This is a genomic window from Dysosmobacter sp. Sow4_B12 (assembly GCF_052116665.1).
Taxonomy (GTDB): domain Bacteria; phylum Bacillota; class Clostridia; order Oscillospirales; family Oscillospiraceae; genus Oscillibacter.
In genome coordinates this window covers 712785-729583 of record NZ_JBQKKR010000001.1, presented here as the reverse complement: position 1 = coordinate 729583, position 16799 = coordinate 712785, and the positions used below count along the sequence as shown (strand labels likewise).

Here is a 16799-nt window from a genome sequence, read left to right as displayed (position 1 = left end):
GGAATCGCGCCAAAACCCAGCGGAGCGGATTTGGCGCGAAGAAGGAGGAGCAAGGAAGTGAAGAGCAGTTTTCGCCGCCAGGCGGAAACGGAACGAAACGGACTTTGCTCCGACGCTCAGCCGCCCAGATACGCCTTCTTGATGGCGGGGCTCTCCAGCAGCTCGTGGCCGGTGCCGGAGGTGACGATGCGTCCGGTCTCCAGCACATAGCCTCGGTCGGCTACGCTCAAGGCCGCCTGGGCGTTCTGCTCCACCAGCAAAATGGTGGTGCCCGCCTTGTGGAGGTCCTTGATGATGTCGAAGATCTGCTCCACCAGAATGGGAGCCAGGCCCATGGAGGGCTCATCCAGCATCAGCAGGCTGGGGTGGCTCATAAGGGCACGGCCCATGGCCAGCATCTGCTGCTCGCCGCCGGACAACGTGCCGGCGATCTGCTTGCGGCGCTCCTTCAAGCGGGGGAACTGGTCAAAGACCTTTTCCAGGTCCGCGTCCACGCCGGAATTGGGCTGGGTGAAGGCGCCCATCTCCAGATTTTCCTGGACGGTCATCTGCAAAAAGACCCGGCGGCCCTCCGGCACCATGGCCAGGCCCTTGGAGACGATCTTGTGGCAGGGATACTTGTTCAAGGGCTCGTCCATAAAGGTGATGGAGCCGGTTTTGCTGTGCAGCAGGCCGGCGATGGTGTTCAGCGTGGTGGATTTGCCGGCGCCGTTGGCGCCGATGAGGGTGACGATCTCCCCCTGGTTCACCTCAAAGGAGACGCCCTTGACGGCGTGGATGCTGCCGTAATAGACGTTGATGTCGTCCACTTTCAAAATGGGTGCCATGTCTCACACCTCCTTCTTTTTGCCCAGGTACGCCTCGATAACGGCGGGGTTGGCCTGGATGTCCGCGGGGGAGCCCTTGGCGATGATACGGCCGAAGTTCAAAACGGCAATGCCCTCGCAGATGTTCATGACCAGGTTCATGTCATGCTCAATGAGCAAAATGGCGATGTGGAAGGTATCCCGGATCTTGCGGATGTTCTCCATGAGCTCCGCCGTCTCCGAGGGGTTCATGCCGGCGGCGGGCTCATCCAACAGCAGCAGGGAGGGATTGGTGGCCAGGGCCCGGACGATCTCCAGGCGGCGCTGGGCGCCGTAGGGAAGAGAGCCTGCCTTGGCGGAGGCCAGGTCCTGCATGTCGAAGATCGACAGCAGCTCCAGTGCCCGCTGGCGGGCGACCTTTTCCTCCTTCCAGTAGCTGGGCAGGCGGAGAATGCCGCCGGCCATGCTGTATCGCATCTGGCTGTCCATGGCCACCTTCACGTTGTCCTCCACGCTCATGTTGCTGAACAGGCGGATATTCTGGAAGGTGCGGGCGATGCCGGCCCGGTTCACCTGGATGGTGTTCATGTTGTGGGTGTCCACACCGTCCAGCAGGATGGAGCCCTTGGTGGGCTGGTACACCTTGGTCAGCAGGTTGAACACCGTGGTCTTGCCGGCGCCGTTGGGGCCAATGAGGCCGGCGATCTCCGTGCGGCCGATGGTCAAATTGAAGTCCTCAACGGCCTTGAGGCCGCCAAAGGTGATGCCCAGGTTGACACACTCCAAAATGGGCTTTTTATCAATATCCCGGTCGGGAATCATCGCACTGGAGGGGATAGGAACCAGTTTGGAAAACATATCAGTCGACCTCCTTTTCGCGGCCCCGGCCGGTGAAGCGGGAGAGCCAGGATTTCAGCGTGGGATTGTTGGTGGCCAGCATCACCAGAATCAGCACGATGGCGTACACCAGCATCCGGTAGTCGGAGAAGGCGCGGAGCAGCTCCGGCAGCACCGTCAGCAAAGCGGCGGCGATGAGGGAGCCCCAGATGTTGCCAAGGCCGCCCAGCACCACGAACACCAGCACCAGAATGGAGGTGTTGAAGTTGAATTTCGTAGCCTGGAGGGAGGAGAAGTTCAAGCCGTACAGGGCGCCGGCGGCACCGGCCAGGGCGGCGGAGAGCACGAAGGCCATGAGCTTGTACTTGGTGATGTTGATGCCCACGCTCTCAGCGGCGATGCGGTTGTCCCGCAGGGCCATGATGGCCCGGCCGGCCCGGCTGCGGACCAGGTTCAGCACGATGACCAGCGTCAGCATCACCAGCACAAAGCCGGCGGTAAAGGAGGCGATGGTTTTGGTGGCGGTGGCGCCCTGGGCGCCCTTGATGATGGCAATGCCGGTGCCGGGGTCCAGGTGCAGGTCGTCCATGGTCATGTTGCCGGAGAGGTTGAAGGCGATGTGGAGGCCCTTGGCGTCATAGCCCACCAGCAGACAGTTGACCAGCTCCTTGATGATCTCGCCGAAAGCCAATGTCACGATGGCCAGATAGTCGCCCCGCAGACGCAGCACGGGAGCGCCCACGATGAGGCCCGCCACGGCGGCGCACACGAAGCCTGCCAGCATGGCGACAGCCAGGCGCAGCGGCGCGGAGGGAATGGCGTCCTGCAGGCACATGGCGGCGGTGATGCCGGAGAAGGCGCCCACGCTCATGAAGCCGGCGTGGCCCAGGCTCAGCTCGCCCAGGATGCCCACGGTCAGGTTTAGAGAGACGGCCATGGACATGTAGCAGCAAATGGGCACCAGCTGGCCGGTGAGGGAACGGGAGAGGCCGCCGCGGCTTTGCAGCACGCTCATGATAATAAAGGCGGCGATGACGCCGGCGTAGGTGAGAAAATCCGTCCGGGTGGTCTTTTTCAGATGCAGTTTCATGTCGGATACCTCACACTTTCTCGGGCACGTACTTGCCCAGCAGGCCCGCGGGCTTCACCAGCAGCACCACGATCAGCACAGCGAACACGATGGAGTTTGCCAGGTTGGTGGAGATGTACGCCTTGGCCATGGCCTCGATGATGCCCAGCAGCAGACCGCCTAAAAACGCGCCGGGGATGGAGCCGATGCCGCCGAACACGGCGGCGGTGAAGGCCTTGATGCCGGGCATGGAGCCGGTGGTGGGCATGAGGGTGGGATAGGCGGAGCACAGCAGCACGCCGGCGATGGCCGCCAGGGCGGAGCCGATGGCAAAGGTGGTGGAGATGGTGGCGTTGACGTTGATGCCCATGAGCTGGGCGGCGCCCTTGTCCTCCGAGCAGGCCCGCATGGCCTTGCCCATCTTGCTCTTGCTGGTGAACAGGGTCAGCCCCACCATGATGATGAGGCACACAGCCATGGTCAGCAGGGACACATAGGGGATGGACATCCGGCCTCCGAACAGCTTCAAGGAGCCGGACACCACAGGGGGATACACCTTGGGCGCGGCCTTCCAAATCAGCAGGGCGGAGTTCTGGAGGAAGTAGCTGACGCCGATGGCGGTGATGAGCACCGCCAGGGAGGGAGCGGAGCGCAGGGGCTTGTAGGCCAGACCCTCAATGACGATGCCCAGCACCGTGCACACCAGCATGGCCAGCACCACGGCCAGCACGCTGGGCAGGCCCAGATAGCTCATGGCGCAGAAAGAAATGTAGCCGCCCACCATGATGATGTCGCCGTGGGCGAAGTTCAGCATCTTGGCGATGCCGTACACCATCGTATAGCCCAGAGCAATGATGGCGTAGACGCTCCCTAAGCTGATACCGCTGATCAGATAGGAGAGAAATTCCATAGGGACACACCTCTCTTTTCTCTATATATTATAAATGTATATTCTATGGCAGAAACAGGGGCAGAAGCACCGCTGCTCCTGCCGCTGTTTCCACCATAGACCAACGCAGGGGGCCGCCGGGAGCTTTCGCTCCCGGCAGCCTCCGGAATTTGGGATCTCAAATGGAACGATCAAGGCAGGACATAGGTGCCGTTCTCGATGACAACAGCCATAGGAGCCTTGGACACGGCGCCGGAGGCGTCCCAAGTCATGCCCTGGCCGGTGAGGCCGTCCACGGAGATGGTGGTCATCACACCCACCAGAGCCTCGCAGATGTCGGCGGCGGACATGTCGGAAGTGCAGCCGGCGGCTTCCAGAGCGGCGGCATAGGTGTACACGGCGTCATAGGCGTCGGCGGCAAACTGGTTGGGAGTGTTGCCGAACTGCTCCTGGTAGGTCTTGACGAAGGTCTGGGTGCGCTCATCCTCAGCGTCAGCGGAGAAGGGGGTCAGCAGCATGACGCCCTCGGCCAGGGAGGTGTCGAAGCCCTCCATGGTCAGAATGCCGTCCATGCCGTCCACGCCGAAGAAGGTGGGCTCATAGCCCATGGCGTTGGCCTGGCTGAGAATGACGGAGGCGGGCTGATAGTAGATGGGCAGGAACACGGTGTCAGCGCCGGCGGACTGGGCGCCGGTCAGCTGGACGGAGAAGTCGGTGGCGGTGTCAGCGGTGAAGGTGCCCTCATAGACGACCTCCAGACCCTTGGCGGCAGCCTCGGACACGAAGGTGTCACGGATGCCCTGGGAGTAAGCGTCGTCGTTGCGGTAGATCACAGCCACCTTGGTGCCGGCCATGTTCTCGGAGATGTAGTCAGCGGAGGCAACGCCCTGGTTGGGGTCAGTGAAGCAGACCTGGAACACGTTGTCCTTGCCGTCGATGACGTCAACAGAGGAGGCGGAGGGGGTCAGCATGAAGGTGCGGTCAGCGTTGGCCTGGGCGGACACAGCGATGGAGGCGCCGGTGGTGGTGGGGCCGACCATGACCTGCATGCCCCAGTCCATCAAGGTGTTGTAGGCGTTGACGGACTTCTCGCCGTCAGCCTCGTCGTCCTGGGACTGCAGCTCGAACTGGATGGCGCCGCCGGCGGCGTTGATCTGGTCAACAGCGATCTTGGCGCCGTTGGCGACAGCCTGGCCATAGATGGCGGCATCGCCGGTCAGAGGGCCGATGGTGCCGACTTTGAATACGGATACGGAGGCGTCGTTGGAGGACTCAGCGGGGGCGGCAGGAGCTTCCTCCTTCTTGCCGCCGCAGGCGGCAAGGCCGAGTACCATGACCATGGCCATGGCAAAGCATGCGAACTTCTTTTTCATCTTTCTTTTCTCCTTTAGGAATGAAATAGATTATACAAAAAAGCGGTCCCGCCCATTAGCGGAACCGCTTTACTGTATCCAAACAGTTACAGGCGCTTTCGCATTTCGGGCGAACAAACAACGACCAATACCAACAGGACCGCCAGCAGAATCAAGCCTACCAGGGCAATATTCAGGCCCAGGGATACCAGGCGTACCAGGCCGAAAATAATAATGGACGCCACAATAATGGCGTCCATAATGGCAGTGATGGTGTTGGAAGCATGATGCGCGCAGGAGAAAGAAGCCTCTGCCTGATGGGCAGACGCCTGATGAGACATCATGCTGCAAGAGTTGAAGTACATCATGGCTGCGGCTCCTTTCTGAATGGTTTTGCCTGGAATTGTTTTTTATTGTACCTATTCAAAGGGGTAAAGTCAATGTGCGATTTACCGGAAAAGACAACGGAAAAATCGAAAAAACAGGAATATGATTGTGCAAAAATAATAAAAAAAGAGAGAACGCTGGGAAAGTGGTTGCGGATGGCAACGAGATTTCCGTTGACATGAGGGGCGGATGTGGTATCATTTGAGTAGACTTTTACAGCGCCTGTAAACGTTTGAGAGGGGAGGGGCGGCTATGGGAACAGTCCTTGGATACCTGCGGCCATACAGCCGCCGTGTCGCCTGCGGCGTGGCCATCAAGTTCACGGCTGCGGTGCTGGAGCTGATCTTGCCGTTGCTGTTGGCCTACGTCATCGACACCCTGGTGCCCGCCGGTGACCCGGCGGCTATTTGGCAGGTGGGCGGCCTTATGGCGCTGCTGGCCTTCGGCGCCGCCGGCTGCAATATCACCGCCAACCGCATGGCGGCCCGGGTGTCCATGGAGATGACCCGCACTCTGCGGCGGGACCTGTACGACCGGGCGGAGCATCTTTCCTGCGCCCAGATGGACAGGCTGTCCGTTTCGTCCCTGGTGTCGCGGCTGACCAATGACACCTATAACGTCCACCAGATGTTTGATAAGGTGCAGCGGGGCGGCATCCGGGCTCCTATGCTGGTGCTGGGGGGACTGGTGCTGACCTTTTTGCTGGAGCCGGCCCTGGCACTGGTGCAGCTGGCGGTGTGCGGCGCCACTTTCGTTACCATTTGGCTGGTGACCCGCCGGGGCATTCCCTTTTATTCCAGGGCCCAGGCGGCGGTGGACACGGTGGTCCGGGTCATCCGGGAAAACGCCTCCGGCGTCCGGGTCATCAAGGCCCTGGCCTGCCAGGGCTTGGAGCGGGAGCACTTTGCCCGGGCCAACCGGGAGGCGCGGACAGCGGAATCCACTGCCGGCACTGTCATGGCTGCCGCCAATCCCGCCACGGATTTTCTGCTGAATACGGGACTGGTACTGGTCATTCTGGTGGGCGCCTTCCGGGTGAACCAGGGGCAGATGGCCGCTGGACAGATCGTGGCGTTTTTGTCCTATTTCACCCTCATTCAAAACGCGACCCTGGGCATGGCCAAGGTGTTTGTGAAGATCAGCAAGGGTGCCGCCTCCGCCCGCCGCATTGAGGAGGTCCTCAAGGCACCGGCGGAGCAGGCGGTCCGCCCCTGCGGAGAGGTGTCCGGCTGTGAGCTGGGCATGTCCCAGGTGTCCTTTTCCTATCTGGGCGTGGAGCGGGACATGGAAAACGCCTCCTTTACCCTGCAAAAGGGGGAGACCCTGGGCATCCTGGGGCCCACCGGCAGCGGCAAGACCACCCTGGTGAGTTTGCTGCTGCGGCTGTACGACGCCGACGAGGGCGTCGTCTGGGTAGGCGGCCGGGATGTGACGAGCCTGCCCCGGCAGGAGCTGCGCAGCCGCTTCGGCGTGGTGTTCCAGAACGACGCGCTGCTGTCAGAGAGCATTTATGAAAATATCTCCTTCCTCCGGGACATCCCCCGGGCGGAGGCGGAAGCGGCGGCAAAGACCGCCCAGGCCTGGGAATTTATCTCCCGCCTGCCGGAGGGGATGGACACGAAGGTGGACATCCGGGGCGCCAACCTGTCCGGCGGACAGCGGCAGAGGCTGTTGATCGCCCGGGCCCTGGCGGCCAAGCCGCCGGTGCTGGTGCTGGACAGCGCGGACAGCGCCCTGGATTACCGCACCGCGGCGGACCTGCACGCCGCCATCCGCCGGGACTGCCCGGGCACCACGCTGGTGGTGATCTCGGAGCGCATCGCCTCGCTGAAGGACGCGGACCGTATCCTGGTTCTGGAGGAGGGCCGCATCACGGACCAGGGAACCCACGCCCACCTGCTGGCCCACTGTGACCGCTACCGCCGCATGGTGGAACTGCAGATGGGAGGCGGTGCCCTATGAAACAGCGTCTCATCCGGCGCCTGGCCCGGTTTTTGAAGCCCTACGGCTGGCGTCTGGCGGGCCTGGTGGTGTTGCTGGTGGCGACGAACCTGCTGTCCCTGGCGGCGCCCATGCTGTCCGGCAGGGCTGTGGACGCTGTGGGCATCGAGGCGGGGAAGGTGGACTTTGCCGGCGTGTTCGCCAACTGCGGCGGCATGCTGGCCTGCTATGCCCTGTCGTCCCTCATGAGCTTTTTTGTGTCCGCCGGCCTGCTCCGCATTGGCCAGGGGGTGTCCCACGACCTGCGCAAGGCGGCCTTTGACCGCATGAGCGAGCTGCCGGTGCAGTATTTTGACACCCACCCGGCGGGTGACCTCATCAGCCGCATCTGCTACGATGCGGACACGGTGAACGCCACCATCTCCACAGACCTTTTGCAGATCGCCACCAGCCTTTTAACGGTGGTCGGTTCCTTTTCCATGCTGCTGCTCCTGTCCGCACGGCTCAGCTGCGTCTTTTTCGTGACAGTGCCGCTGTCCGTGGCGCTGACCCGGTTCCAGATGAAGCGCATTCACCCCCTGTTCCGCCTGCGGTCCAAGGAGCTGGGCGCCCTCAACGGCTTCGCGGAGGAGCGGCTGGCCCGCCAGCAGTCCATCCGGGTCTACGGGGTGGAGGAGGCGGACATCCGCCAGTTTGAAACCTATAACGAGAAAGCCTCCGACGCCTATTATAAGGCGGATCGGGCCAGCGCGTCCCTGGGGCCCTCGGTGAATTTCATCAACAACCTGTCCCTGGCGGCTGTCAGCGTGTTCGGTGCGCTGATGTATCTGAACGGAAGCCTGCCTCTGGGCAGTCTGACCGCCTTCGTGCTGTATTCCCGGAAGTTCTCCGGGCCCATCCGGGAGGCGGCCAACCTCCTCAGCGAGCTCCAGGCCAGCGCCGCTGCGGCGGAGCGGGTGCTGGACCTGCTGGATGAGCCGGCGGAGGCCGGAGACGGCCCGGCGGCGGTGGCGGCGGAAAAATTGAAGGGTGACATCACCTTTGACCATGTGGATTTCGGCTATGACCCGGCCCGCCCGGTGCTGCGGGACTTCACCGCCCACATCCCGGCGGGAAGCCTGGCGGCGGTGGTGGGTCCCACCGGCGCCGGAAAAACCACCCTGGTGAGCCTGCTGCTGCGGTTTTACGCCCCCCAGGCAGGCAGCATCACCATCGATGGCGTGCCGGTGGGCGCGTACAGCCGGGACGGCCTGCGGCGCCGGCTGGCCCTGGTGCTGCAGGAGACGTGGCTCTTCGGCGGCACCATCGCGGAGAATATCGCCTACGGCACGCCGGGCGCTACCCGGGAGCAGGTCATCCAGGCGGCGAAATCCGCCCGCATCCACCGCTTCATCATGTCCCTGCCCCAGGGGTACGACACCGTCCTCACCGACGAGGGCTCCGGTATCTCCAAGGGCCAGCGGCAGCTGCTGGCCATCGCCCGGTGCTTTTTGACGGACGCGGACATCGTCATCCTGGACGAGGCCACCTCCAACGTGGACACGGAGACCGAGGGCGCCATCAACCTTGCCATGGAAAACCTGCGCCGTGGCCGGACCTGCTTTGTCATCGCCCACCGGCTGGCCACCATTCGGGGCGCAGACCGCATTCTGGTATTGGACGAAGGCGGCGTGGCGGAGCAGGGGACCCACGAGGAGCTGTTGGCCAAGGGCGGCGTCTACGCGGAGCTGTACCGTGCCCAGTGGGAGGGCTTTACAGATATTTAATAAAAACATGGTCGCGCTTTTTCATCGGGCGGCGTATGATGTTCCATCGTGGAGGTCATACGCCGCCCTCTTTCACCAGCTGGAACGATGAAAAATAGTTGCAAATGCGAACTTTTGCATGAAAGAATATACTGAAAAATAAGATTATCATGAAAGAAGCTACTGGCCATTTTAATTAAAATAGTTGTATTATAGATGGGGAACAAAACTATTCTTTGTTAAAATCAAATAAAAAAGCGGGGGCGAACTGGCGAACATATCAATTGACAAATAGTTTCTGAAAGCATTATAATTAGGATAACGAAGCGCAAACGTTTACACAAAATGGAGCCCTTGATCACGGCTCCGTACATGCAAAACGTGTGGGAATGGATGTGAGGGACGACAAAAGAATGATGATAGGCGTGATTCCCGGCAGAAAACAGAAAGAGGTGTTACCGTGTCAAAGAATGCCCTTCCCAAAAAGCCGTTGACAAAGAAACGGCTGAAGAACCTGATTCTGAACGTGGTGAAAAATCCGTTCAATATGATTGTTTTGGTCAGTTTGATCGTGCTGTTCTGCCTCATCGTGATCCCCCTGCTGACCATGATCAAGTCCACCTTTACCCTGGCCCAGTCCGAACTGCGGCGTGTGGATGGCAAGGTGGGCGATTTCACTTTATACTATTGGAAATACATGCTGGCCAGCAAGCTGAGCAAGGCCGTTTTGTGGGAGCCCCTGCTGCACTCCCTGTTCTGCGGCGCCATGACGACGCTGATCTCCGTGCCTCTGGGCTCCGTTCTTGCCTGGCTGATGATCCGCACCGACCTGCCTGGCAAAAAGGTGCTGGGCCTGTTGGTCACCGTGCCTTACATGATCCCCTCCTGGACCAAGGCTCTGGCTTGGCTGGCTGTCTTCCGCAATAAGACCAGCGGTGCTGACGGCTTCCTGTGCGGCCTGGGCATACCGATCCCAGACTGGCTGGCCTACGGCCCCATCGCCATCATTTTGTGCATGTCCATGCACTATTACGCATTCTCCTACATCCAGGTGTCCGGCGCACTGCGCTCCATTAACTCCGAGCTGGAGGAGATGGGTGAGATCCAAGGCGCCAACAAGGCCCAGATCCTGCGTCACATCACGCTGCCCCTGATCATGCCCTCCGTGCTGTCCGCACTGGTCATGACCATTTCCAAGTCCATCGGTACATACGGCGTGGCCGCCAACCTGGGCAACCGCATCGGCTACTACACCTTGGCCACCAAGATGCGTGTGTTCATCGACCAGGGTCCCCAGGGTGTTGGCTATGCCATGTCCATCGTGCTGGTGGGTCTGGCGGCATTGATCCTGATGGGCAACCAGCGCATCATCGGCGTCCGCAAGTCCTATGCCACCGTGGGCGGCAAGGGCGGCCGCAGCACGCTGATGCCTCTGGGCAAGGCCAAGAAGCCCATGATGGCGTTCCTGTTTGTATTCCTGTTCCTGGCCATGGTGATGCCCTTCTTCGTGCTCATTATGGAGACCTTCCAAATCACCACCGGCGCCGGCTACGGTCTCGACAACTTGACCCTGTATAACTGGATCGGCACCCCCGACAAGGCTGTGAAGTATACCAACTATCCCGGCATCTTCCGCCACGACGAGTTCTGGAGTGCCCTGTGGAACACCGTCCGCCTGTCCTTGATCGCCTCCATCGTCACCGCTTTCTGCGGCCAGTTCCTGGGCTATATCAGCTCCCGCGGCCGCGGCAAGTGGTACGGCAACCTCACCGAGCAGCTGGTGTTCGTGCCCTACCTGATGAGCGGCGTGGCGTTCTCCACCATGTATTTCTCCATGTTCAGCCGTCCGCATTTCGGCGGCTTGATCCCCTCCCTGTACGGCACCTTCACCCTCATCATTCTGACCTCTGTGGTCAAGCACTTCCCCTTCGCCAGCCGTTCCGGCACTGCCAACATGCTCTCCATCAGCGTGGAGCTGGAGGAGGCGGCGGATATTGCCGGCGCCAGCTTCTGGAAGCGGATGTCTTCCATCATCATTCCTCTGGCAAAAAACGGCTTTATTTCCGGCTTCATGCTGGTTTTCATCTCCATCGCCAAGGAGCTGGACTTGATCATCATCATGATGACGCCCACTACCCGGACGCTGTCCTATCTGGCGTTCACCTATTCTCAGGAGGGCTACAACCAGATGTCCGACGCCATCTCCGTGGTCGTGCTGCTGTACATCCTGCTCTGCTACATCGCTGCCAATAAGATCGGCGGCGCCGACATCAGCAAGAGCTGGTAAGCCGCGGGAACCGTGTTTATTGACAGAAAGGAAAGAACGATATGAGTCGTATTGAATTAAAGCACATTGATAAATTCTATGGCAGCAACCACGTCCTGCGGGACATCAACCTCACCATTGAGGACGGCGACTTTATGACGCTGCTGGGCCCCTCCGGCTGCGGCAAGACCACGACCCTGCGCGTGGTGTCCGGCCTGGAAAAGCCCCAGAACGGCATCATGACCATCGACGGCGTGGAGATGATCAACGCTGACGACGCCTACTATGCCGAGCCCAGCAAGCGCGGACTGAACCTGGTGTTCCAGTCCTACGCCCTGTGGCCCCATATGACGGTGTATGACAACATCGCTTTTGGATTGAAGATCCAGAAGATGGATAAGGCCGAGATCGAGCGCCGCGTCATGGACTCCTTGAAGATGATGCGCATCGACATGTACAAGGACCGCTATCCCACCGAGCTTTCCGGCGGCCAGCAGCAGCGCGTGGCCATCGCCCGCGCCGTGGCTTCCAGCCCCAAGCTGCTGCTCCTCGACGAGCCCCTGTCCAACCTGGACGCCAAGCTGCGCATCGACATGCGCGCCGAGCTGCAGCGCCTGCACAGGGAGCTGGGCACCACCATTATCTATGTTACCCATGACCAGACTGAGGCCCTGACCATGTCCACCAAGATCGCCCTGTTCAAGGCCGGCGAACTGAACCAGGTGGCCACTCCCATGGAGCTGTACAACAACCCCATCGACCTGGAGGCCGCCGACTTCATCGGCAACCCCCGCATCAACCTGATCCCCGGCAAGGCCGAGATGAAAAACGGCCAGCTGGTGGTCAAGAGCGAGCTGGGCGATCACACCTTCGGCGCCGAGTATCTGACCGAAGAGGAGAAACCCGCCAGCGGAGAGTTCGACTGCGTCCTGGCCTGCCGTCCGGAGCAGATCGTAATCTCCCGTGAGCCTGTGGAAGGCGCTCTGCCTGTTACCGTGTACGCCAACCAGCCCGCCGGCTCCGAGACCATCGTGACCCTGAAGGCCGGTGACGAGGAGTTCCTGGTGAAGGAGATCGGTCAGGTCCACTATGATCTGGACCAGCAGGTCTGGGCGATCATTGACCAGAACAAGCTCAACGTTTATAACAAGGAAACCACCCGTCTCATTAAGCGCGCGGTGTGACCGCGAGTTTATAGATGCCCCGGCACGGCAATTCCCTACATGTTTCAAAACGAAAGGAGAAGACCCGATGAAGATGAAGAAGTTTTTTGCGCTGCTGCTGACAGCGGTCATGGTTTTGAGCCTGGCTGCCTGCGGAAAGAAAGAGGAAGCCGCAGCCCCCGCGGAGAGCGGCGGTGAGCAGGCCGCTGCGTCCACCCTGCATCTGGGTGTCGACCCCGAGACCGGCGAGGAGTTCTATGGCCCTTACTATGATGAGTGGAGCGATATGACCGACGACCAGCTCTATGAGCAGGCTCTGAAGGAAGACGTCACCATCAATATTTACGCCACCTCCTCCAAGATGCTGAAGGCTGAGGAGCCCTTTGAAGAGATGTATCCCGGTCTGGATGTCGTTGTGTCCGACCTGGATTCCGACGAGGTGCTGAACAAGGCCAAGATCGAGCATGACAGCGGCAACGTCACCGCTGATGTCCTCCAGACCAAGGATGTGAACGGCAGCGTGTTCTACGAGTGGTACAACCAGGGCATCATCGAGCCCTTCTATCCCCGCGACATCTGCGCCCACATCGACGAGGGCAACCTGAAGTACAGCTATCCTCTGTATGCTTCCCAGGCATTCTGGTATTACAACACCGAGGCGTTCCCCGATGGCCAGCCCATCAACAACTGGTGGCAGATCATCGAGAAGGATGAGAACGGAAACCAGAAGTATCGTCTGTTCGCCAAGGAGATCGGCCAGGAGTCTGCGTACCTGTCCCTGTTCGCCAGCTTCATCAACAACGCTGACGAGATGGAAAAGGCCTATGAGGACTGCTACGGCGAAAAGCTGGAGTACACCTATAATGCTAATGACTTCGACTTTGAGGTTCCCGAGAACAACGCCGGCGTGGAGTACCTGTGGCGCTTCAGCCAGGCCAAGATGACCTTCATCGGCGACGGCGACGAGCTGGTGCTGGCTGTCCATAACTCCACTGCTGACGATCCCGCTTTGTGCCTGGCTTCCGCCGGTAAGATCGAGAACCAGGAGGAGTCCGGCTACAACATCGCTTGGTGCATCAACCTGGCTCCTTACACCGCTCTGCTGAACACCGAGTCCCTGTTCGCCGTCGCCGGCAGCGACAGCCCCGCCGGTGCCCGTCTGTTCATCCGCTACATCACCGGCGGCACCGATGGTGAGAGCGGCGGCTTGAAGCCCTTCACCAAGGTCGGCAACTGGCCCCTGCGTGATGACGTTGAGGACAAGAAGAACCCCGCCAAGTTGGATGAGCTGGGTGCCCGCGCCAATGACATCGATGCCATCTATGCCATTTATCCCGATGTCCAGGATATGTGGACTTACTGGTTGAACAAGAGCCCCAACAAGTGATATAATTCTCATTGACCGACAGTGAGAACGCTGTAAAAAGGTGGGCGGCTTCGCGCCGCCCGCCCTTTTTATCCAAAGGAGGAACTCCCAAATGAGCAAGGGCACCAATCCCATCAAGGAAGAGCAGTGGAATCAGAAGGTCACAAAAGCGGCGGACAGCTTTTGGTCTGCCTTTCAGATGACAGAAAACGGAAAGGTGAAGAGTACGCTGCTGCTGTACTCCTTCTGCCTTTGCTGGGTCTATATCGCCGTGTATGTGGTTGCTTTCGCGTTTTTGCTGGACCCGTTGGAGGCAATGTGCTCCGGCGCGCCCACAGCGGTGGTTTATCTGGTGGAGATCCTGGTGCCCACCCTGGTGGGAACGGCTGTCTGCTTTTTGCCCTGGCCGCTTTTCAAGGAGAAGCGGCTGATCCCGGCCAGCTACGTATGGATGTTCCTGCTGGCTGTGGCCTGTCTCATTACGATGCTGGTGCTCATGCAAAACGAGCCGGAGACCAGGAGGCTGTTTTTGCTGTTCTTCCTCCAGGCGGTGCCTGCTCCGGTCCTGTTGGGCTGCGCCCTTTCCGCCTGCCTGTATTACCGGCACTGGAAGCGCCACCCCGCCGCGGCTGTTCCGGCACAAAAAATCAGCTGAACCGCATCAAGTGAACTGCGTAAAAAAGCAGCGTGTCCATGGACACGCTGCTTTTTCGTTTGCTTTTGAGCCGCTCGACGGCTTAGTAGCACTTGCGGTAGATGGCCTCTTCGGACTCCAGATCGAAGGGATAGTAGGCGTTGGTCATGAGGCGCTGCTGGTTGGTCTCCACAGACTGGGGGAAGGTCTTGAAGTCGGCCTCGGTGAAGCCGCAGTCACGCAGGGGACGCAGAGGCAGAATGCGCTGCAGCAGGGCGTTCATCTCGGGAATGGCGTCCTTGACCTCGCAGCCCAGGATGCCGGCCACCAGCTCCTTGAACTTCATGATCTCGCCGTCGGGATTCTTCTCATCATAGTAGTCCATGATGGCGCCGAAGAGCATGTAGTTGCTCTCACCGTGAGGCACATGATAGGTGCCGCCCAGAGGGAAGCTCATGCCGTGGACAGGGCCGCAGCCGGCCTTCAAGAAGGCGATGCCGGCGTAGAAGGAGGCGGTGACGAACTCGTCCATATACTCGAAGCGGGCGTCGGGACCCTTCTCATCCAGCAGCTTGAAGCCCTTGAGGATCATGTCCATGGCCTTTTCGCTGAACAGCTCGGAGGTAATGGTCTTGCGGTGGGGGCTCAGGAAGGACTCGGTGGCGTGGACCAGCGCGTCGATGGCGGAGCAGGCGAAGGGCTTGTAGGGCAGGGTGCGCAGCAGGTCGGGGATCAAGCAGACCTTGTTGGGGATGATGTCATCGGAAACCAGGCCCAGCTTGGTCTCGCCGCCGGTGAGCACGCCGTCCTTCTCGTCCTTGACGATGGCGACGGAGATGTTGGTGCACTCGGAGCCGGTGCCGCAGGTGGTGGGAATGGCGATGACGTCCTTCTCATGCACCACGGGGAAGCGCTTGAAGTACAGGTTGTGCACGGTGTCGGGACGCTTGCAGCCCAGCAGCTTGCACAGGTCCATGATGGCGCCGCCGCCGACGGCGATGACACGGTCATAGCTGTCATAGGGGATGGCGTCGTACATGGTCTGGATCATAGCCTCGGAGGGCTCGCCGGCGCCGAACTTCTCCTGGAACACGAACTGGCACTTCAGACCCAGCTCCTCCATGAAGGGCTTGTAGATGAACTCGTTGGTCAGAACCACGTCCCGCTCATTCAGCTTGAACTCCTCAGCCATCTGGGCGAAGCTCTCGAACTTGTACACGGTGGGAGCGAAAATGATCTCGCGCTTATCGGCCATCAGAGAGGCGGAAAAAGCGTCCATTGCTTTAGCCATTGGAATCAACTCTCCTTTGAAATATAGAATTATTTGACACTGCCCCGGCGCCCGCCGGGGCAGCAGTCAACAAAATTACTTGCGGGCGACGGCTTTCTTCACGGCAGCCACGATGTTGGCGGCACGCAGACCGTACTCATCCATCAAGAAGTCCTGGGGACCCACCTGGCCGAACAGGTCCTGCACGCCAACGAACTCCTGGACGGTGGGGCAGTTCTTGGCCAGGCAGTTGGCCACGACAGAGCCCAGGCCGCAGGTGACGTTGTGGTTCTCGGCGGTGACGATGGCGCCGGTCTCCTTGGCGGCCTTGATGACCAGCTCCTCATCCAGAGGCTTCCAGGTAAACATGTCGATGACGCGGACGGCGATACCCTCGGCCTGCAGGGCCTCATAGGCCTTCAGAGCCTCGTCCACCATGATACCGGAGGTGATGATGGTGGCCACGTCCTTGTCACTCTCGTGGAGGACAACGCCCTTGCCGATCTCGAACTCGGAGCCGTCGTCATACACCTTGATGATGCCCTTGCGGACAAAACGGGTGTAGGAAACGCCCTCCACGTTCGCCAGCTGGCGGGTAATGCTGGCCAGCTGGGCATAGTCGGCGGGGTCCAGAACAGTGGTCTCGGGGATGCTCAGATACATGCCGGCATCCTCCAGGGGCATATGGGTGCCGCCGTTGAACGCGGCGGTGACGCCGGCATCGGAGCCCAGCACGCGGACGCTGAGGCCGGCATAAGCGGCGGACATGTAGATCTGGTCATAGCAGCGGCGGGAGGAGAAGGTGCCGAAAGAATGGAAGAACACCTTCTTGCCGGTGGCGGCAAGGCCCGCGGCCACGCCGGCGCCGTTGCCCTCGGCGATACCGGCCTCGAAAGCCCGGTCAGGATAGTTCTTCTGCAGCATCTTGGTGTTGATGCAGCCCATCAAATCGCAGTCCACATAGCAGATGGACTTGTCCTCCGCCATCATCTCGTTCAGAGTCAGAGCGAGACCGTCGCGGCAGGCGCGGGAATCCTTTTCATGTTTGCCAATCAGTTTCACGTTCATTGCTCT

The 16799-nt window shown here is 60.3% G+C and carries 14 protein-coding genes; 6 read left to right on the top strand and 8 right to left on the bottom strand.

Translation table 11 applies throughout. The features are described 5' to 3' along the window. Nucleotides 1-116 precede the first annotated feature (116 nt). From ACTQ4R_RS03835 to ACTQ4R_RS03810, 6 genes are all read right to left on the bottom strand, one after another. The gene (locus tag ACTQ4R_RS03835; protein ID WP_441625976.1) at nt 117-827 is read right to left on the bottom strand and encodes an ABC transporter ATP-binding protein; all 711 of its coding nucleotides are present in this window, start codon (nt 825-827) and stop codon (nt 117-119) included. A 3-nt stretch (nt 828-830) separates the two neighbouring features. After that, nucleotides 831-1628 (bottom strand): ABC transporter ATP-binding protein, encoded by a 798-nt coding sequence (locus ACTQ4R_RS03830; protein ID WP_441626022.1) that lies wholly within the window; start codon nt 1626-1628, stop codon nt 831-833. A 37-nt stretch (nt 1629-1665) separates the two neighbouring features. Beyond that, nucleotides 1666-2733, bottom strand: a complete 1068-nt coding sequence (locus ACTQ4R_RS03825; protein ID WP_441625974.1) for a branched-chain amino acid ABC transporter permease — start codon at nt 2731-2733, stop codon at nt 1666-1668. A 10-nt stretch (nt 2734-2743) separates the two neighbouring features. After that, nucleotides 2744-3622 carry a branched-chain amino acid ABC transporter permease gene (locus ACTQ4R_RS03820; protein WP_441625972.1) on the bottom strand — a complete coding sequence of 293 codons (879 nt, stop codon included), beginning with the start codon at nt 3620-3622 and terminating at the stop codon, nt 2744-2746. Between the two features lie 170 nt (nt 3623-3792). Then, nucleotides 3793-4974: an ABC transporter substrate-binding protein gene (locus ACTQ4R_RS03815; protein WP_441625970.1), complete on the bottom strand. Its 1182-nt coding sequence runs from the start codon at nt 4972-4974 to the stop codon at nt 3793-3795. Nucleotides 4975-5060: 86 nt separating this feature from the next. After that, nucleotides 5061-5321, bottom strand: a complete 261-nt coding sequence (locus ACTQ4R_RS03810) for a hypothetical protein (RefSeq protein WP_441625968.1) — start codon at nt 5319-5321, stop codon at nt 5061-5063. A 271-nt stretch (nt 5322-5592) separates the two neighbouring features. Here ACTQ4R_RS03810 and ACTQ4R_RS03805 point away from each other — a divergent pair, with 271 nt between their 5' ends. The 6 genes from ACTQ4R_RS03805 to ACTQ4R_RS03780 all read left to right on the top strand — a co-directional run bounded on the left by ACTQ4R_RS03805 (nt 5593) and on the right by ACTQ4R_RS03780 (nt 14476). Then, nucleotides 5593-7302 (top strand): ABC transporter ATP-binding protein, encoded by a 1710-nt coding sequence (locus ACTQ4R_RS03805; protein WP_441625966.1) that lies wholly within the window; start codon nt 5593-5595, stop codon nt 7300-7302. Continuing rightward, entirely contained in the window at nt 7299-9047 is a 1749-nt protein-coding gene (locus ACTQ4R_RS03800; protein WP_441625964.1) for an ABC transporter ATP-binding protein, read from the top strand. The genes ACTQ4R_RS03805 and ACTQ4R_RS03800 overlap by 4 nt, the downstream gene beginning before the upstream one ends. A gap of 526 nt (nt 9048-9573) precedes the next feature. Then, the gene (locus ACTQ4R_RS03795; protein WP_441625962.1) at nt 9574-11313 is read left to right on the top strand and encodes an ABC transporter permease; all 1740 of its coding nucleotides are present in this window, start codon (nt 9574-9576) and stop codon (nt 11311-11313) included. A gap of 41 nt (nt 11314-11354) precedes the next feature. Then, nucleotides 11355-12476 (top strand): ABC transporter ATP-binding protein, encoded by a 1122-nt coding sequence (locus ACTQ4R_RS03790; RefSeq protein WP_441625960.1) that lies wholly within the window; start codon nt 11355-11357, stop codon nt 12474-12476. A gap of 73 nt (nt 12477-12549) precedes the next feature. After that, nucleotides 12550-13842: an extracellular solute-binding protein gene (locus ACTQ4R_RS03785; protein WP_441625958.1), complete on the top strand. Its 1293-nt coding sequence runs from the start codon at nt 12550-12552 to the stop codon at nt 13840-13842. A 91-nt stretch (nt 13843-13933) separates the two neighbouring features. Next, on the top strand, nt 13934-14476 hold the full coding sequence (locus ACTQ4R_RS03780) for a hypothetical protein (protein ID WP_441625956.1): 543 nt from the start codon (nt 13934-13936) through the stop codon (nt 14474-14476). A gap of 82 nt (nt 14477-14558) precedes the next feature. Here ACTQ4R_RS03780 and ACTQ4R_RS03775 read toward each other — a convergent pair whose 3' ends face one another. Next, nucleotides 14559-15746, bottom strand: coding sequence for a 4-hydroxybutyrate dehydrogenase (locus ACTQ4R_RS03775; protein WP_441625954.1), 1188 nt, complete (start codon nt 15744-15746; stop codon nt 14559-14561). Nucleotides 15747-15821: 75 nt separating this feature from the next. After that, a complete protein-coding gene (locus ACTQ4R_RS03770; protein WP_441625952.1) occupies nt 15822-16793 on the bottom strand; it encodes a transketolase family protein in 972 nt (323 codons plus the stop codon). Nucleotides 16794-16799 lie beyond the last annotated feature (6 nt).